Source organism: Ruegeria sp. BG9 (assembly GCF_056538305.1).
Genome location: NZ_JBQFSY010000001.1, coordinates 180,971 through 198,634, shown reverse-complemented (window position 1 = coordinate 198,634; position 17,664 = coordinate 180,971). Strand labels below are relative to the sequence as shown.

The 17,664-nt window shown below is 57.6% G+C and carries 21 protein-coding genes; 16 read left to right on the top strand and 5 right to left on the bottom strand.

Going from position 1 to position 17,664, the window contains the following annotated elements; translation table 11 throughout:
- The first annotated feature begins 73 nt into the window (after positions 1-73).
- The 7 genes from ACR0I8_RS00995 to ACR0I8_RS00965 all read left to right on the top strand — a co-directional run bounded on the left by ACR0I8_RS00995 (position 74) and on the right by ACR0I8_RS00965 (position 5,655).
- On the top strand, positions 74-685 hold the full coding sequence (locus tag ACR0I8_RS00995) for a 50S ribosomal protein L21 (protein ID WP_170373741.1): 612 nt from the start codon (positions 74-76) through the stop codon (positions 683-685).
- 11 nt (positions 686-696) lie between these two features.
- On the top strand, positions 697-966 hold the full coding sequence (rpmA, locus tag ACR0I8_RS00990) for a 50S ribosomal protein L27 (protein ID WP_010440093.1): 270 nt from the start codon (positions 697-699) through the stop codon (positions 964-966).
- A 96-nt stretch (positions 967-1,062) separates the two neighbouring features.
- Entirely contained in the window at positions 1,063-1,671 is a 609-nt protein-coding gene (locus tag ACR0I8_RS00985) for a LysE family translocator (RefSeq protein WP_170641631.1), read from the top strand.
- Positions 1,668-2,204 (top strand): GNAT family N-acetyltransferase, encoded by a 537-nt coding sequence (locus ACR0I8_RS00980; protein WP_170458229.1) that lies wholly within the window; start codon positions 1,668-1,670, stop codon positions 2,202-2,204. Before ACR0I8_RS00985 ends, ACR0I8_RS00980 begins: the two co-directional genes overlap by 4 nt.
- Positions 2,205-2,242: 38 nt before the next feature.
- A complete protein-coding gene (gene obgE / locus ACR0I8_RS00975) occupies positions 2,243-3,277 on the top strand; it encodes a GTPase ObgE (protein WP_170688675.1) in 1,035 nt (344 codons plus the stop codon).
- Positions 3,265-4,371 carry a glutamate 5-kinase gene (gene proB / locus ACR0I8_RS00970; RefSeq protein WP_170688674.1) on the top strand — a complete coding sequence of 369 codons (1,107 nt, stop codon included), beginning with the start codon at positions 3,265-3,267 and terminating at the stop codon, positions 4,369-4,371. Before obgE ends, proB begins: the two co-directional genes overlap by 13 nt.
- Before the next feature lie 21 nt (positions 4,372-4,392).
- Positions 4,393-5,655, top strand: coding sequence for a glutamate-5-semialdehyde dehydrogenase (locus ACR0I8_RS00965; RefSeq protein WP_170688673.1), 1,263 nt, complete (start codon positions 4,393-4,395; stop codon positions 5,653-5,655).
- Here the strand turns inward: ACR0I8_RS00965 and ACR0I8_RS00960 are convergent.
- Positions 5,652-6,248: a histidine phosphotransferase family protein gene (locus ACR0I8_RS00960; RefSeq protein WP_170688672.1), complete on the bottom strand. Its 597-nt coding sequence runs from the start codon at positions 6,246-6,248 to the stop codon at positions 5,652-5,654. The two genes, ACR0I8_RS00965 and ACR0I8_RS00960, sit on opposite strands and share 4 nt — an antisense overlap.
- A gap of 40 nt (positions 6,249-6,288) precedes the next feature.
- Here ACR0I8_RS00960 and ACR0I8_RS00955 point away from each other — a divergent pair, with 40 nt between their 5' ends.
- The 5 genes from ACR0I8_RS00955 (at position 6,289) to tsf (ending at position 10,070) form a co-directional block, all read left to right on the top strand.
- Positions 6,289-6,471, top strand: a complete 183-nt coding sequence (locus tag ACR0I8_RS00955; protein WP_170688671.1) for a DUF3553 domain-containing protein — start codon at positions 6,289-6,291, stop codon at positions 6,469-6,471.
- A 100-nt stretch (positions 6,472-6,571) separates the two neighbouring features.
- Complete coding sequence (gene olsB, locus ACR0I8_RS00950) at positions 6,572-7,327, top strand: L-ornithine N(alpha)-acyltransferase (RefSeq protein WP_170688670.1); 756 nt, start codon at positions 6,572-6,574, stop codon at positions 7,325-7,327.
- Entirely contained in the window at positions 7,314-8,168 is an 855-nt protein-coding gene (olsA, locus tag ACR0I8_RS00945) for a lyso-ornithine lipid O-acyltransferase (protein ID WP_170688669.1), read from the top strand. Before olsB ends, olsA begins: the two co-directional genes overlap by 14 nt.
- Before the next feature lie 166 nt (positions 8,169-8,334).
- Positions 8,335-9,117, top strand: coding sequence for a 30S ribosomal protein S2 (rpsB, locus tag ACR0I8_RS00940; RefSeq protein ID WP_170373731.1), 783 nt, complete (start codon positions 8,335-8,337; stop codon positions 9,115-9,117).
- Positions 9,118-9,194: 77 nt separating this feature from the next.
- Complete coding sequence (gene tsf, locus ACR0I8_RS00935) at positions 9,195-10,070, top strand: translation elongation factor Ts (protein ID WP_170373730.1); 876 nt, start codon at positions 9,195-9,197, stop codon at positions 10,068-10,070.
- 362 nt (positions 10,071-10,432) lie between these two features.
- On the opposite strand, the gene ACR0I8_RS00930 is transcribed toward tsf, so the two are convergent.
- The 3 genes from ACR0I8_RS00930 to ACR0I8_RS00920 form a co-directional block, all read right to left on the bottom strand.
- Positions 10,433-11,188, bottom strand: coding sequence for a LuxR family transcriptional regulator (locus ACR0I8_RS00930; RefSeq protein WP_170688668.1), 756 nt, complete (start codon positions 11,186-11,188; stop codon positions 10,433-10,435).
- Positions 11,185-11,634, bottom strand: coding sequence for a type II 3-dehydroquinate dehydratase (gene aroQ, locus ACR0I8_RS00925; protein ID WP_170659561.1), 450 nt, complete (start codon positions 11,632-11,634; stop codon positions 11,185-11,187). The genes ACR0I8_RS00930 and aroQ overlap by 4 nt, the downstream gene beginning before the upstream one ends.
- 115 nt (positions 11,635-11,749) lie before the next feature.
- On the bottom strand, positions 11,750-12,751 hold the full coding sequence (locus ACR0I8_RS00920) for an NADPH:quinone oxidoreductase family protein (RefSeq protein WP_170688666.1): 1,002 nt from the start codon (positions 12,749-12,751) through the stop codon (positions 11,750-11,752).
- 105 nt (positions 12,752-12,856) lie between these two features.
- Between ACR0I8_RS00920 and ACR0I8_RS00915 the strand changes: the two genes are divergently transcribed.
- The 4 genes from ACR0I8_RS00915 to ACR0I8_RS00900 are packed head-to-tail and all read left to right on the top strand — an operon-like array spanning position 12,857 to position 16,866.
- The gene (locus tag ACR0I8_RS00915; RefSeq protein WP_170688665.1) at positions 12,857-13,675 is read left to right on the top strand and encodes an SDR family NAD(P)-dependent oxidoreductase; all 819 of its coding nucleotides are present in this window, start codon (positions 12,857-12,859) and stop codon (positions 13,673-13,675) included.
- 2 nt (positions 13,676-13,677) lie between these two features.
- On the top strand, positions 13,678-14,703 hold the full coding sequence (locus ACR0I8_RS00910; RefSeq protein ID WP_170688664.1) for a phosphotransferase: 1,026 nt from the start codon (positions 13,678-13,680) through the stop codon (positions 14,701-14,703).
- A gap of 18 nt (positions 14,704-14,721) precedes the next feature.
- Positions 14,722-15,945 carry a serine hydrolase domain-containing protein gene (locus tag ACR0I8_RS00905; protein WP_480702635.1) on the top strand — a complete coding sequence of 408 codons (1,224 nt, stop codon included), beginning with the start codon at positions 14,722-14,724 and terminating at the stop codon, positions 15,943-15,945.
- Positions 15,946-15,996: 51 nt separating this feature from the next.
- Entirely contained in the window at positions 15,997-16,866 is an 870-nt protein-coding gene (locus tag ACR0I8_RS00900) for an acyl-CoA thioesterase (protein ID WP_170688663.1), read from the top strand.
- Here the strand turns inward: ACR0I8_RS00900 and ACR0I8_RS00895 are convergent.
- Positions 16,863-17,630, bottom strand: coding sequence for an SDR family NAD(P)-dependent oxidoreductase (locus ACR0I8_RS00895; RefSeq protein ID WP_170688662.1), 768 nt, complete (start codon positions 17,628-17,630; stop codon positions 16,863-16,865). The two genes, ACR0I8_RS00900 and ACR0I8_RS00895, sit on opposite strands and share 4 nt — an antisense overlap.
- Positions 17,631-17,664 lie beyond the last annotated feature (34 nt).

Genomic DNA, 17,664 nt, shown 5'->3' with positions numbered 1-17,664 from the left:
TGTTCGAGGTGGCTTTCAAGCCAAAAACGCCCGAAAGGGGACCACAGAACGCGGGTTAGAAAAGGAAAGAAGCATGTTTGCGGTCCTCAAGACTGGCGGCAAGCAGTACAAGGTTCAGGCGGGCGACGTGCTCCGCGTTGAAAAACTGGCTGCCGACGCAGGTGAAAAAGTTCAATTCAACGATGTTCTGATGCTGGGCGGTGACGCTCCGGTTGTTGGCGCACCTTTCGTTGAAGGCGCAGGCGTACAGGCGGAAGTGATCGAACAGATCAAAGGTGACAAGGTCATCAAATTCGTCAAGCGCCGTCGTAAGCACAGCTCGAAGCGTACCGTTGGCCACCGTCAGAAACTGACACTGGTCAAAATCACCGACATCCTGTCGTCGGGCGCTGACAAGTCGGGCATCAAGGCTGCAACCGGGTCTGCTCCGGCCGGCGAAGCGGCACCTGCTGCAAAGCCCGCCAAGAAAGCAGAAGCCAAAGCGGAGGCACCCGCCGCTGCTGCCGCTGACGATCTGACCAAGCTGAACGGTGTTGGCCCTGCCGCTGCCAAAAAGCTGGTTGAAGCCGGTATCGAGAGCTTTGCCGCTCTGGCCGCCTTGTCGGACGAGCAGATTGCTGCTATCGACACCATCAAAGTGAAGCCCGAATGGGTTGAGCAAGCCAAAGAGCTGGCTCAAGGCTAAGGAGAGAGAGAATGGCACATAAAAAAGCTGGCGGTTCCTCCCGTAACGGTCGCGACTCAGCTGGTCGCCGCCTTGGCGTGAAACTGTATGGTGGCCAGGCGGCCATCGCAGGCAACATCATCGTACGTCAGCGCGGCACCAAGTTCTGGCCGGGCGAAGGCGTAGGCATGGGCAAAGATCACACCATCTTTGCAACCGTTGATGGCGCTGTGAAGTTCCACAAGGGACTCAAAAACCGCACCTTTATTTCGGTCCTGCCAGTGGCGGAGGCCGCAGAGTAAGCCGAAACCCAGAAGGTTTAATAAAAAATTCATGGGGGACCGGCAGAAAATGCCGGTCCCTTTTTCGTTTTAACGCAGTCGTGATCCAGAACAGCAATGCCCGTCGCAACCACAAGCTTCCTCATCTTTGCCGCCTCACAGGTCGGCACGCCGGGACCGGCCAACATGGTCCTGATGGGAACAGGTGCGCGCTATGGCTTTCGCGCAGCGTTGCCCTTTGTGGCCGGGGTCGTTTTGGGCAAGCAGCTGATCATCTGGCCTGTGGGCTTTGGTCTAATGCAGGTTGCCGATCAGGCTCCGCTGGCGTTTGAGGTGCTGAAATACGCTTCTGCTGCCTATATTTGCTGGCTGGCATGGAAGATCGCCAATCTAAGGCTGTCTCGTGCAACTGCAGATGGAAAAGCACCGGGCTTTTTGTCTGGGCTCATAGTTCATCCGCTGAACCCCAAGGCCTGGGCAATGATCATTGCAGGGTTCACGGGGTTTGTTGCGGCGGGGACGTCCAGTTTTGAGGCGACGCTCACGATCGCTCTTTGTTTGTTGTTCTGCCAGGTCGTTTTGCACCCGATCTGGACATTTGCAGGGGACCGGATCGCCCATGTGGTTGAAGGTCGGCCTGCGGAAAAATATCTGATGTGGACGCTCGCCAGTCTGACTGTTGCGTCCGTACTTTTTGTGTTGTTCGGAGGAGGAACGCACTCATGAAACTTGAAGCAATCATAAATCAGCCGGTCATCGAAACCGAGCGGTTCGATCTGCGCCCTCTGCGTCGGTCGGACATGGGGCTTATCGAACATTACGCAGGCGATGAGCGTGTGGCGCGGATGACCACGTCGATCCCGCACCCGTTGCCGCCGGGCTCGATTGAAGCCTTCGTGACCCGCTCGATGGCGGAAGACCGGGATGAGGACGTCTGGGCGATGGATGCCACCAAGGACGGCGGGCCCGAGCTGATCGGCCTGATCTCTCTGCAGCGGCTTGATCGCAACCAGTCCGAGGTTGGCTATTGGGTTGCGCCTGTCTATTGGAACACGGGCATTGCCTCTATGGCTGTTGAGGCCTTGGTCGGTGCCAACCCCCTTGAGAACGCCAATATGTTCGCCAGCGTGTTTCAGGACAACCCAGCCTCGGCGCGGGTACTGACCCATTGCGGGTTCCAGTATCTGGGCGATGCAGAAAGCTATTCGGTGGCGCGCGACGCGAATGTGCCCACCTGGACCTATACAAAGAAACTCTGACTTGTGGCCGATGGGGCCTTTGCAGTAGGGGACAGACCATGAAATTTCTCGATCTAGCAAAGGTCTACATCCGGTCCGGGGCCGGAGGTAGCGGCTGCGTCAGCTTCCGACGCGAAAAGTACATTGAATACGGCGGCCCTGATGGCGGGGATGGCGGCAAGGGTGGGTCTGTCTGGGCCGAGGTCGTGGATGGGCTAAACACCCTGATCGACTTCCGCTATCAGCAGCACTTCTTTGCCAAGAACGGCCAACCGGGCCGCGGTCAGCAACGTACGGGTAAGGATGGTGACGACATCATTCTGCGGGTGCCGGTCGGGACTGAGATCCTCGATGAGGACGAAGAGACCGTGATCTGCGACCTGACCGAGGTCGGGCAGCGGGTTCTGCTGGCCAAGGGCGGCAATGGCGGTTTTGGGAACCTCCACTTCAAATCGGCCACCAACCAGGCACCGCGTCGGGCAAATCCGGGGCAGGCTGGTATTGACCGCACCATCTGGCTGCGGCTGAAACTGATCGCGGATGTTGGCCTGTTGGGCATGCCCAATGCCGGCAAATCGACCTTTCTGGCTGCAACCTCTAACGCGCGGCCCAAAATCGCGGATTATCCGTTTACCACGCTGCACCCCAATCTGGGCGTGGTCGGCGTGGACAATGTGGAATTTGTCGTGGCCGATATTCCCGGCCTGATCGAAGGCGCTCATGAAGGGCGCGGGATCGGAGACCGGTTCCTCGGCCACGTAGAACGCTGCGCGGTGTTGCTGCATCTGGTCGATGGCACTTCGGAAACCGTGGCCCAAGACTACCGCACCATCATCCATGAGCTTGAGGCTTATGGCGGAGAACTGGCCGAGAAACCTCGGATCACGGTTCTGAACAAGGTCGACGCTCTGGATGACGAAGAACGGGATTTGGCCAAGGCCGAACTGGAAGAGGCCGTGGGCGGACCCGTCATGACGATGTCAGGTGTCGCGCATCTGGGCGTGACCGAGGTGCTGCGCGCCCTGCGTGCCCAGATCGACGAAAATCGCCTACGCCAGAAACCCGCCGAGGAGGCCGCGCCGTGGCAACCCTGACCGCAGCCCGTCGGCTGGTGGTCAAGATCGGGTCCGCCTTGCTGGTGGATCGGAAGACGGGACAGCTACGCTCTGATTGGCTGAAATCACTGGCTCAGGACGTGGCCTGGCTGAAAGGGCAAGGCACGGATGTGATTCTGGTGTCTTCTGGCTCGATCGCTTTGGGGCGCGGTGTTTTGAGCCTGCCTGCGGCGGCGTTGGCTCTGGAGCAATCTCAAGCCGCAGCTGCTGTTGGTCAGATCCGTCTGGCGCGTGCTTACGAAGAGGCACTGACCCCGCACCAGATCACCACGGCCCAAGTGCTTGTGACGCTCGAGGATAGCGAGGATCGTCGCCGCTATCTGAACTCTCGCGCGACACTTGAGACGCTCTTGGGTCTGGGCGTTGTGCCTATTGTCAACGAAAATGACACCGTCGCCACGGATGAAATCCGCTATGGCGACAATGACCGGCTGGCTGCTCAGATCGCGGTGACCGTTGGTGCGGATCAATTGATCCTTCTGTCGGATGTGGACGGGTTCTATACCGGCAATCCAAACGAAGATGCCTCGGCCACCCGCTACGACACGATCGAACAGATTACACCCGAGATTGAGGCGATGGCCGGAGACGCCGGTTCAGGCCTCTCCAAAGGCGGTATGAAGACCAAGCTGATGGCGGCCAAGATGGCGACGGCTGCGGGCTGCGATATGGCGATCACCGAAGGATCGACACTCAACCCTTTGCAATCGCTTGAGAATGGCGCGAACAGCACGTGGTTCACGGCAACGCTTGATCCGCATGCGGCGCGCAAGCGCTGGATCTCGGCGATGAAACCGCGCGGAGAGATCACGATCGACGACGGCGCCGCAAAGGCGCTTTCAAATGGCAAAAGCCTGTTGCCTGCGGGTATCGTGGAAGTGACCGGTGATTTCGGACGCGGCGATCCGGTCGCCATTCTTGATCTGCAAGAGCGTCGATTGGCGCAGGGCATCAGCCGCTATACCGCGCAAGAGGCTGACGCAATCAAAGGACGAAAATCCTCAGAGATTGAGGCAACGCTGGGCTACCCTGGTCGCGCAGCGCTGATTCACAGGGACGATTTGGCGCTATAACGGCGCAGAAAGGCTAAGATTATGAAGGATCTCGACAATATTCCCGCTCTGATGGCTGATCTGGGTAAACGCGCCAAAGCTGCCGCGCGCGAGTTGGCCTTTGCCTCGGCCGAGCGTAAACATGCAGCCCTGATCGCAGCAGCTGAGGCCGTTTGGGTCAATCGCGTCCAGATTATCGAAGCCAACAAGAAGGATCTGGAGTTCGGACGCGAAAAGGGCCTGAGCCCTGCCATGATGGACCGTCTGATGCTGGATGAGGACCGTATTCAGGGCATGGTTGATGGGTTGCGCACGGTGGCTGATCAGACCGATCCAGTGGGCGAGGTGATGACCGAGTGGGACATGCCCTCGGGCCTCAACATTCAGCGTGTGCGCACGCCGTTGGGTGTCATTGGGGTGATTTACGAAAGCCGCCCCAATGTGACCGCTGATGCGGGGGCGTTATGCCTGAAGTCTGGCAACGCCGTAATTCTGCGAGGTGGGTCTGAGAGCTTTCATTCCTCCACCGCGATCCACGCCTGTCTGGTCGAAGGTCTGAAAGCCGCGAACTTGCCTGAGGACTCAATTCAACTCGTGCCAACCCGTGACCGCGCGGCGGTGCAGGAATTGCTGACCATGACCGACTATGTCGACGTCATCGTTCCGCGTGGGGGCAAAGGCCTGGTTGGGCTGGTTCAACGCGAGGCGCGCGTGCCGGTTTTCGCCCATCTTGAAGGCATCGTGCACATTTACATCGACAAGGCCGCTGACCCGCAAAAGACTCTGGACGTGGTGCTCAACGCCAAGACCCGTCGTACCGGTATTTGCGGCGCGGCAGAGTGTCTGCTGATCCATCAGGATGTGGCCGAAACCCTCGGGCGCGACGTGATTGCCGCGCTTATGGCCGCCGGGGTCGAGGTTCATGCCGAAGGTGTTCTGGCCGTCGACGGAACAAACCAAGCCACCTCTGAGGATTGGGGCAAAGAGTTTCTGGACAGCATCATTGCCGCCAAACCTGTCGCCGATATCGATGCCGCCATTGCGCATATCCAGCACTTTGGCTCGAACCACACCGATTGCATAATGACCGAGGATGACGCGGCTGCGGCCCGCTTCTTCCAGCGGTTGGACAGCGCCATCCTGATGCACAATGCGTCAACGCAGTTTGCGGATGGCAGTGAGTTTGGGATGGGCGCTGAGATCGGCATTGCCACGGGTAAAATGCACGCACGTGGTCCGGTCGGCGCGGCGCAGTTGACCAGCTTCCAATATCTGGTGCGCGGTAACGGAACGACCCGTACCTAAAACCTTAGGGCGACGCGGGTTGTGGCGGTTTCGACCGCAACCCGCCGCCCCATGGCCGCCGCCGTTTCCGGCAGCAAGGCAAACTGAACCTGCGCGGGGGTGAGTTTGTTGGCGAAGTTGCCCGTGGCAGCATTCTTCCACAAGTCATTGTCAATGTTCAGCTTATCGGCTGTGCCTGTTACCTGCCAACCGATGTCAGAGGTCGATATATCGACCTGCCCGCCAAACGGCATCGCGCTCTCGCAGCACATCAGGGCCAGAAAGGCCAGTTTGACCTGATTGCGTGGCACAGCCTCGGTCAGGTTCCAGTTGACCCGCACACGACCTGCTCGTTCCACGTCTTTTAGCAACTCGGCGACCTCGCTGCGCCCCAATGGCTGGTCGCTGGCCGAGCCAAAGGCCACGCGAAAAAACCGAATGCGCGCGCCAGCACTGCCGACACTGCCCGAGATAAGCTCCATCTCGGGGCCTTGTACCGCGCCAACCATATCCAACAGCTCCAGCCCGTTGGTGATGGCCCCGATCGGGCTGATCAGATCGTGACAGATGCGCGAGCCAATGAGCTCGGCCAGGTTGACGTCTGTGGCGCCCATGCGTACCTCCTGCTGTATCTGCCACCAGACCGGAGCCCCCATGACAGACCTCAATGCCATTCTTGCACCGGGCATGTTCGTCCGCCACCCCGATTTCCCCGATTGGGGCGTTGGACAGGTGCAATCCAATATCGGGGGCAAGATTACCGTGAACTTCCGCGAGCAGGGGAAAGTGGTAATCGACGGATCGCGTATCGCCTTGATGCCGGTCTTTGATCTGTGAAACTGGTTTAGGAAAGGTTAACGCCAGTCATCAGATGGGACCCGTATTGCCTTTGGGGGAACAGCTGCGCTATCAGCCGGAGGCAACTTCAAGGAACGACATGCCGGATTCAGGCCCTTCTTTCACCATCCGACTCGCTGAAACCGAACAGGACCTGCGCGCCGCGCAGCGCCTGCGCTATGACGTGTTTGTACGCGAGCTAGGTGGTGGCGGAGAGATGGTCGATCACGATGCAGGACTGGAGCGGGACAAGTTCGACCCGTATTTCGATCACATGCTGGCGGTAGATGATCAAACCGGGGAAACTGTCGGCGTTTACAGGCTGTTACCGGGTGAACGTGCAGCAGAGTTGGGCCAGTTCTATTCCGAAGATGAGTATGATCTGACCGTTCTTAAGCAGAGCGGTCGCAAGCTGCTGGAGCTTGGCCGATCCTGCCTGCATCCGGACTATCGCGGCGGCACGGCGATGTATCACCTGTGGAACGGTTTGGCGGCTTATGTCACCGAGCGTGAGATCGAGGTTCTGTTCGGCGTCGCCAGCTTTCACGGCACCGACGTTACCGCGCTCGCCCAACCCTTATCTATGCTGCATTACAACCATCTGGCGCCCGAAGATCTGCGGGTGCGCGCGCAGCCAGATGTGTTTCAATCCATGAACCTCGTGGCACCCGAAGACCTCGACCGCCGGGCGGCCATGGTGCAGGTGCCCGCGCTGATCAAAGCCTATCTGCGTTTGGGCGGGTTTGTGGGCGAGGGGGCCTTTATCGACCACAGCTTTAACACCACCGATGTCTGCTTGATCCTAGATACCGCGCGGATGAACGAGCGGCAAAAGCGCATCTATGGCGGAGCCTAAAGCCGTGAGTGATCCGCTTTGGAACAGTGACGACGCGCCGGATGCTATTCACCTTGGCGTTTTGGGGTGGGTATTGGTTTTCTTGCGTGGTGTACCTTTAGCACTGTTGGTCTTTGGTGGCTTGATCATCTTGTTGGCGATACGCCTGATCGAACTCCCCTTATTCGGTATTCGCCGACCCATAACCCCGTTCATCACCCAATTTGTTTGCCGCAACGCCTTTCGCATTCTGGGAATAGGTTTCCGAACGTCCGGAGATCTGATGGCGGAGCGTGGAGCAGTGGTGGCCAACCACACCTCTTGGTTGGATATCTTTGCGCTGAACGCGCGCAAACGGGTGTATTTCGTATCCAAGGCCGAGGTGGCGAAGTGGCCCGGTATCGGTTGGTTGGCGCGCGCGACTGGAACGGTTTTTATCGAGCGCGACCGGAAGAAGGCAAAAGAACAAACGCAGGTGTTCGAAACCCGCCTGAAAGCTGGGCACAAGCTGCTGTTTTTCCCGGAGGGAACCTCGACCGATGGCCTCAGGGTTTTGCCATTTAAAACAACACTTTTTGCGGCGTTCTTCGCGGATGAGCTGCGGGATTTCATGTATGTTCAGCCGGTCTCGGTGGTGTTTCACGCACCTGTGGGTGAACCGGAACGGTTTTATGGTTGGTGGGGCGACATGGAGTTCGGCCCGCATTTGCTGAAGACGCTCGGCGCGCGCAGGCAGGGGGCGGTCGAGCTGATTTATCATGCGCCGGCCAAGGTCAGCGACTTTGAAAACCGTAAGGCGCTGGCCGCGCATTGCGAAGAGGCCGTCCGTCATGCGCACAGCTTGGCGCGGCTTGATAAATAAGGGCGATTGGCCCTTGCGCTGCATCCAAACCTGCCGTATACGCGCGCCATTCAAACCCGCAGGCGGGGTTTGGGCTTTTTGAGGGAGACATCCTCATCAAGACCGCCGGTTGGAGCATCCGCTTCTTTCACCCCCGCCAAGGCGTAAACCGGAAAAGGAAAATAGCATGGCTCTTCCCGAGTTCTCCATGCGTCAGCTGCTGGAAGCTGGCGTTCACTTTGGTCACCAGACACAGCGTTGGAATCCCCGCATGGGCCCGTTCATCTACGGCTCGCGCAATGGCATCCACATCATGGACCTGACCCAGACCGTTCCAATGCTGGATCAGGCTCTGCAGGCTGTTCGTGACACCGTCGCAAAAGGTGGCCGCGTTCTGTTCGTTGGTACCAAGCGTCAGGCTGCTGGCCCGATCGCTGAAGCGGCTGAAAAGTCGGCTCAGTACTACATGAACCACCGCTGGCTGGGCGGCACTCTGACCAACTGGAAAACCGTTTCCCAGTCGATCAACCGTCTGAACCAGATCGACGAAGCCATGGAATCGGGCGCAGAAGGCCTGACCAAGAAAGAGCGTCTGGGCATGGAGCGTGACCAGCAGAAGCTGCAGGCATCGTTGGGCGGTATCCGCGAGATGGGCGGTGTTCCTGACCTGCTGTTCGTCATCGACGTCAAAAAAGAAGCACTGGCCATCGCAGAAGCCAACAAACTGGGTATCCCGGTTGTGGCTGTTGTCGACACCAACTGCTCGCCCGACGGCGTTGACTACATAATCCCAGGCAACGACGACGCAGCCCGTGCGATCTCGCTGTACTGTGACTTGGCCGCACGTGCCGCTCTGGACGGTATGACCGCTCAGATGGGTGCTGCAGGCGTTGACCTGGGTGCCTTCGAAGAAGCACCGGTTGAAGAAGTCGTTGCAGAAGAAGCCGCCGAAGCTCCGGCCGAAGCGTAAGCTGCCCGTCACGTAATTGACACATGGGGCAGGGTATGACCTGCCCCAATTCCGTTTGAATTGAGGAGAGCCAAAAGATGGCAATCACAGCAGCAATGGTTAAAGAACTGCGCGACGCAACCGGCGCAGGCATGATGGACGCGAAAAAAGCCCTGACCGAAACCGGCGGCAACATGGACGAGGCCGTTGACTGGCTGCGCACCAAAGGTCTGGCCAAAGCGGCCAAGAAATCGGGCCGTACCGCAGCAGAAGGTCTGGTTGCTGTTCACGTCAACGGTGGCAACGGTGTTGCTGTCGAAGTGAACTCGGAAACCGACTTCGTTGCGAAGAACGCTGAGTTCCAGGAAATGGTCGGCAAGATCACCTACGCTGCCGAAGGCGTCGACAATGTCGAAGCTCTCCTGGCTGCTGATCTGGGCGGAAAGTCCGTTGCAGACACCATCACCGACAAGATCGCCACCATCGGCGAAAACATGTCGGTGCGCCGCATGTCGAAATTGTCGGGCGACACCGTTGTGTCCTACGTTCACAACGCAGCTACCAACGGCATGGGCAAAATCGGCGTTCTGGTTGCTCTGACCGGTGGCGACGAAGCGATCGGCAAGCAGGTTGCGATGCACATCGCAGCTGTGAACCCGGCAGCTCTGTCCGAGGCCGACATGGATCCGGCTGTTGTCGAGAAAGAAAAGCAGGTTCAGATGGACATCGCCCGCGAATCCGGCAAGCCGGAGCAGGTGATCGAGAAGATGATCGAAGGCCGTATGAAGAAATTCGTGGCTGAATCGACTCTGCTCAACCAGTCCTTCGTTGTGAACCCTGACCTGACTGTTGAAGCAGCGGCAAAAGAAGCAGGCGCAACCATCACCGGCTTCATCCGTCTGGAAGTTGGCGAAGGCATCGTGGTCGAAAAAGAAGACTTCGCTGCAGAAGTTGCCAAAGCGGCACAAGGCTAAGTCTTTGCGCTAGGCCCCGGTTGCGGGGCCTAACGACATTCAGAACCGGTCACGTCGAACGTGGCCGGTTTTTTCGTGCCAGAGATAGATTTGTCTGTTCAAGCAGAAGGTGAATGGAGGGCCCCGCATGATGGGGATGGTCGGGACCCTCCAAAATTCCGACGTCGGTACGCGGACGAATAGGCGCTCCAAAAGTCAGAGTGATTGGAGAGCTCTGGTATTGCAAAGATCCAATCGAATGTTCCTTGGCTAAAGCCACCACTCACGGAACGGTATCAATCTGCAATTTTCCCGTGAAGATGGGAAGTCATGATTTCCTTACCTAAGGTAAATTGACGCGGTTTGGCGTCAATCTCTTGTGGTCAGGCTTCCATCACATACATCTGGTTGTGTAGGGCGGCTTTCAGAACGGCCTGGGCTGTCGTTTCGACTGAAAGCGATTCGCGTGCCAGCCTCAGGTGTTTTTCCACTGTCGCTGCCGTCAGCCCCATCAGCAGGGCTATATCCTGAGTCGTTTTGCCGTCACCGACCCATTGCAGCGCCTCTCGCTGGCGTTTGGTTAGCGACCGATTCGGAGGTGTATAGGGCAGCGTCAGGATCTTGAGATGAGCGATGTTGTTCATCAGAAGGATATCCTCGCCATGCTCTTCCCACATGGCATCAATCTCGTCCTGGTTGCGGTTTTCTTCGGCCGATAGCGAGATCGCGCCCTTGGACCGCACCGAGACCGAGTTGAAGCTGACAGTATATCCAGCAAGCACGTTGTGCGACTTGTTGAAATCCACAACTTTCTGCTGCTCGGGCGTGAGTTCCCCGTTCAAGGCCAAATCCTGAATCAACCCCCAGCTTGCCGCGCCATCGTTGTTCAAAGCCCATTGCAGCATCGGAGCGTTGGAATACCTGCTGTCACCAAGAAAACCATCAACATATTCCCGCCGATGATTACTGAGGATGACAAAATCCTCAGGGTCGCCCAAGGATGTGGCAGTAAGATATTGAGTGTAGCCATAAATTAGACGGTCAAACCCGTATATGGCCATCTGTCGGCAATGGGCATCCCAAAGCTCTTCCAAGGTTCTGGAATAGCTGACAAAGCGAAGATATTCCTTCAGCTTCATGCAACGTCCCCTGATTTCAGATGAGCCGCCAAGGCATCCAGCGCCAAAACATAGCTCTGCGCACCAAAACCGCAGATCTGCCCAAGGGCAACCGACGAGATGTAGGACTTGTGGCGGAAGCTTTCCCGCGCGTGGATGTTGGACAGGTGAACCTCGACCAGAGGCAGCTCCACCGAGGCAATCGCATCCATCAGGGCAATCGACGTATGGGTATAAGCGCCTGCGTTTAGAACCAAACCGTTCTGCGTGCCGCGGGCCTGATGGATGGCGTCAATCAGCGCGCCTTCGTGGTTGGACTGAAATGTCGAAACCTCAAGCCCGATAGACGTGCCATGAGCAACGCATTGCTCCTCCACCATTTTCAAGGTGGTGCTGCCGTAAACCTCAGGCTGTCGGGTGCCCAAAAGATTGAGGTTCGGGCCATTCAACACAAGAATTTTATTCATAAATCTCCGTCCCCATATTCGTTTCTTAAACGGCATTTGGTGGGGATGTCTACCAGACAATGCTCCAATGAGGCGAGTGGGCTGACAAAGATGCCTTTGATGCAACCCGTTCCAGTTAGGTTTCGTCCATTGTGACCACAACCTTTCCAAGAACGGAGCGCTGAGAAAGCAGCTCGATTGCCGCCGCGCCCTCGGAAAGGGGGAAGCGCGCCGTGATACGGGGTGTGACTTTACCTGCGGCGTATAAGTCAAACAATTCGCTTAGGTTTTCGGCGTGAGCGTCAGGCTCCCGAAAGACGGAGGCCCCCCAGAAGACGCCAACGATCTGGCACCCTTTCAGCAGCGCGAGATTGAGCGGTACGCTGGGGATGCCAGCCGGAAACCCGACAACCAGATATCGCCCCTTCCATGCAATGCTTCGCAACGCGGGTTCCGCATAGGCTCCGCCCACTGCATCATAGATGACATCGACACCCTCGGCGCCCGCCAGTGCCTTGATATCTTTCGAGAACGCCTTTTGCGCGTCTTTGTCCGGGTCTTTGGGGTACAGGATTGCCTCATCCGCTCCGATTGAGCGACAGAATTCAGCTTTGTCTGGCGTGGAAACCGCAGCGATGACTCGCGCGCCCATGGCTTTGCCCAACTCGATCGCCGCCGATCCGACACCACCTGCTGCCCCCAGAACCAACAGCGTCTCACCCGGTTGGAGGGCCGCTCGGTCCTTTAGGGCATGGTAGGACGTGCCGTAAGTGAAGATAAAACACGCCGCCTCATCAAAGGGCATGGTGTCGGGAAACTTGATTGCATCCTTGGCTTTTGTTGCAAGATGCGTGGCAAAGCCGCCATGACCGGTCAGCGCCAGAACGCGATCTCCGATCTCGAACCCTTTGACACCGTCGCCAAGCGCAAGTACCTCACCTGCGATTTCACCACCAGGGGCGAAGGGCCGCGGTGGCTTCATCTGATAGAGGTCTCGGATCATCAGCGTATCGGGAAAGTTCACCCCGGTGGCTTTTATTCCAACCAGAATCTCTCCGCGGCCCGGGGTCGGATCGGGCAGGGTGGTCAGTTCCAGAGTCTCCGGTCCACCCGCTGCGACGCTGAGTAATGCTTGCATGTTGCCCTCATTGTTCCTGTTATTCTTGCAGATGGAATTTTGGGGCGGGATCGCGCGCTGTCAACGGCGCACCCTCTTTCCCCTACGACAAGCAAGGAGTGCGGCATGACCCCGGAAACCCTGTTTTCTTTGGATGGAAAGGTGGCGCTGGTCACGGGCGGTGCCACCGGAATTGGCCGCATGGCCGCCGAAGCGCTTGTTCGGGCCGGAGCGCATGTACTGATCGCCTCCCGCAAAGGTGACGCCTGCGAAGCCGTCGCGGCGGAGCTGAACGCGTTGGATGCCACCGGCAGTGCCGAGGGGTTTGCCGGGGATCTGGGCAGCAAAGACGGAATCGACGAAGTCGTAGCCGAGATCAATAAACGGACGGAACGACTTGATATTTTGATGAATAATTCGGGCGTGTCCTGGGGTGCGCCTTTAGGTCAATTCCCTCATGATGCGTGGGACAAAGTGATGTCCGTCAACGTCGCGGGCGTGTTTGAACTGACGCAGAAACTGTTGCCCTTGCTCATGAAATCCGGCACCGCCGAAGACCCGGCGCGGGTGGTCAATGTGGGCTCGGTCATGGGTGAGGTTCCCATGGGCGACGGGGCATACAGCTATTCGGCCTCCAAGGCGGCCGTCCTGCATCTAACCAAAATCCTGGCCAAGGAACTGTCGCCTTACCACGTAACCGTCAACGCTCTGGCACCCGGCCCGTTCGTCTCGCGCATGACAGCCTTTGCAACTGCGGATGAGACAACGCGCGAGAAGGTCGGCAAATCGGTTCCTCTGGGCCGTGTGGGGCGTGATGATGACATCGCTGGCTGCATGCTGTTTCTCTGCGGGCGAGGGGGCAGCTATGTGACCGGAGCCGTCATCCCTGTGTCCGGAGGCATCAACGTGGTCACAGCAGGCAACATCTTTGCCGAAGCGTTTTGACGATGAATACGAATAGACCATTGGATCTGGACGCCGTTGATACCTACCTTGCCGCAAATCTCTCGGGGTATCGCGGCCCTTTGAAGGCCCACAAGTTCGATATCGGCCAATCCAACCCGACTTTTGCGTTGGAGACGCCGGGACGAACTTACGTTCTGCGCCGCAAGCCTATGGGAAAGCTTCTGAAATCTGCGCATGCAGTGGAGCGCGAATTTCGCGTGCAACAGGCGCTTGCAGGCAGCGATGTCCCTGTGCCTGAGATGTTTCTTCTATGCGAAGATACGTCAGTCATAGGGTCCGCTTTCTACGTGATGGAACACCTGGAGGGCCGTGTTTTCCTGGAACCAACCTTGACCGGTGAAAGCAACGAGACGCGCACCGCCGTCATGGATGAAATGAACCGGGTGCTGGCCGAGTTGCATTCCGTCGATATCGAAGCGGTCGGCCTCGCCGACTATGGTCCGAGCGGCAATTACTTCGAACGTCAGATCGCGCGCTGGACGAAGCAGTACCGAGCCTCCGAGACAAACAAGATTGCTCAAATGGATGCGCTGATCACAGGGTTGGAGGAGGCTTTGCCCGAAGACGATGGTCAGCGCAGTCTTGTGCATGGCGACTATCGGATCGACAACTTGATGTTTGAACGCAACGGCACCCGGTGCATCGGCGTGCTGGATTGGGAGTTGTCGACGATCGGCCACCCTTACGCTGACCTTGCTGCGGTGATCATGCAGTGGCAGCTGCCTCCGGGGCCAGAAGGGCGGGGGCTGGCCGGGATTGACCGCAAAACCCTCGGATTGCCCTGTGATAGAGACTATGTCGGTCAATATTGCGCGCGGCGCGGGCTGGCGGGAATCAAGGATTTTGGCTTCTATCTTGCCTTTAACTTCTTTCGAATGGCCGCCATTCTGCAGGGCGTCTACAAACGCGCGCTGGACGGCAACGCCTCGGACCCGGGCCGGGCGAAATTGTTCGGTGACTACGTGCCGCTCTTTGCACAGCATGGTTTGTCGGCATTGGACGCTTAGGGCGGAGGGATCTTTGGAATGCCGGTAACGTTGGATCAAGACAGGTTGAATCGCATTCGCCCGTGGATGCAACGCTATGTAGATCAACGAAAATATCCCGGCAGCTCAGTTCTTCTAAAACACAAAGGGCAGGAGGTCTTCTTCCACGCCTGCGGCCTGCGCAATATCGAAGCAGGACTCCCTTTCGAGCGTGACACGCTGGTCCGTATCTACTCGATGACCAAACCGATCACCTCAGTTGCCGTTATGATGCTGGTCGAGCGCGGATTGATCCACCTTGGCGCGCCATTGTCCGAGTATCTACCCGAATTTGCCGCGCCTCAGGCGTTGGTTCCAAATGCCGAACGGTTGGATCAGACCGAAGCTGCGCCGCCGCCGACTCTTCATCAGCTTCTGACCCACACGAGCGGGTTCAGTTACCCATTCAATCCCGGTGTTCTGCCATCGGCGATGGACGAGCGGGATATGATCTTCAAACCTAATCAAGGGCTTCTGAAGGATAGGGTAGATGATCTTTCAACGCTGCCTTTGGCGTTTCAACCGGGCAGCCGGTGGGAGTATTCGGTCAGTACCGACGTCCTTGGACGCGTAGTCGAAGTCGTCTCGGGAAAGACGTTGGACCAGTTCTTCCAACAGGAGATCTTTGAGCCGCTCGGCATGCAAGAGACCAGCTTTTCGGTCCCGAAACATGCTGGCGATAGATTTGCTTCGCTCTATACGCCTCTGGCCGGCGATGCGATGGATCTAAACTCGGCCGAACAGTCCGAGGATACGCTCAGGCTGGTGGATCAAGCGGGATCTTCTCCGTTCGAATCCACCACTACATTCTCGGGCGGTGGCGGCCTGGTCGGAACGATAGATGACTATAGCCGGTTTGCTGAAATGCTGCGGAACCGAGGGCAGGCCGGTGGCGAACGGCTATTGGGTCCGAAGACAGTAGATTTCATGATGATCAATCACTTACCCGGCGATATTGCCTCAATGGGCCCCAGTAGTTTTGCGGAACAACCGATGGAAGGTATGGGGTTTGGATTGGGCGGCTCAGTCGTGCTGAACCCGGGTCGTACCGGAGTGCCGGGATCTGTCGGGGACTTCAGCTGGGGCGGCATGGCCTCGACCTATTTCTGGATTGACCGGTCCTTGGATTTGACGGCTGTGTTCTTCACTCAATTGTCGCCGTCCAGCTCTTATCCGTCCCGCGCGGAACTTAAAGCTCTGGTCTTGGGTGCGGTGATTGATTGATGGCGCGGGTGTTGGTACCTCATCCCCCAAATGAACAAGATCGAGCAACCCATGACCGAAGCTGAGCGTATTCTTCTGGACCTTCTGAACATTGAACGGCTTGAGGTTGACCTGTTCAGGGGTACTGGGTCCGGCGGTGAGACACCGACGCGTATCTTTGGCGGTCAGGTCATCGCGCAGGCGCTAGCAGCGGCTTACAGAACGGTTGATGACAGGCTCTGCCATTCCTTGCATGCTTATTTCATTCGTCCGGGTGACCCCAGTATTCCCGTTGTTTATCAAGTGGATCGGGCCAGAGACGGCGGGTCGTTTACCACGCGGCGCGTGGTTGCGATCCAGCATGGCAAGCAGATCCTGAACATGTCCGCGTCCTTTCATGTTGAGGACGAGGGGTGGTCTCATCAGCATCCGATGCCGTCTTCTGAGAGCCCAGAAACCCATCCATCGCGTAGCGAATTGCGCCATAAGTATGTGGACCAAGTCCCTGAAAAGATGAAAAAAGAGCTGTTGCGCGAGCGGCCAATAGAAGTGCGCGAAGTAGACCATCTCGACCCATTTCGACCTGAAATTTCCGACGATCAGAACAATATCTGGTTCCGGATGCCCGGAGCGGCGTCAACTGATGCCCGAACGCAGCATCTGATCTTGGCCTACGCATCAGACATGAGCCTAATGAGTTCCGGCATGCGGCCGCATGGGCTGAGCTGGTTCACGGGTCAGGTAAATGCAGCGAGCCTGGATCACGCGCTGTGGTTTCATGCGCCGGTGCGTTTTGAAAACTGGCATCTCTATGTGATGGAATCACCGTGGACGGGGCAGGGGCGGTCTTTCAATCGCGGCTCCATCTATTCCGAAGATGGTGTTCTGGTGGCGTCAGTTGCGCAAGAAGGATTGATGCGACGGCCGAATGGTCGTTCTTAAGGATCGCCTATAAACTGTTGATTTAACTTGTTCATACCGATCAGCCATCGGTCATAGTCGGCTGTTTTGTGACGCATGTATTCAAGGACTTCGGGATGCGGCAGGATCAGGAATTGCTCGGCTCGTATGCCGTCCACACAGGCCTGTGCGACATCCTCCGGTTCGAGCATTCCGTCAATGGCCGCGACCGAGGTTTCATGACCGCGTGTCATCTCGGATCTGACAGCTTGCGGGCATAGTGCCGAAACTTTCAAACCCTTGTGGCCGTAGGTCAACGCCAACCATTCTGCAAAACCAATGGCCGCGTGTTTGGTGACGCCATACGGCGCCGCGCCGGGTTGGTTCAAAAGCCCGGCAGCAGACGCCGTGATCATGATGTAGCCGTGGCCGCGCTTGACGAACCGTGGAACAAGGTGACGCGCCATCCAAACATGAGACATCACGTTGATGTCCCAAATGCGGTTCCAGTCTTCGTCTGGCATGTCCAAACCGCCGAGTGTCAGAATTCCGGCATTTGCACAAAACAGATCGATCGGAGCAATCTCGTCCTCGACATGCTCGATAAGCGCTTTGATCTGCGCTTCGCTGGCGACGTCACATGGATACGCATGTCCACCGATTTCCTCCGCTATGGCTTGCGCAGATGCTCCGTCGATGTCGGAACAGACAACGTTCGCGCCATCTGCAGAGAACCTTTCAGCGAGACCTTTGCCGATTCCGCCAGCGGCGCCGGTTACGACAACTGTCTTTCCGCTGAGTTCCAATTCGTTAACCTCGGTGGTTGGGTTTGGTTAGTGG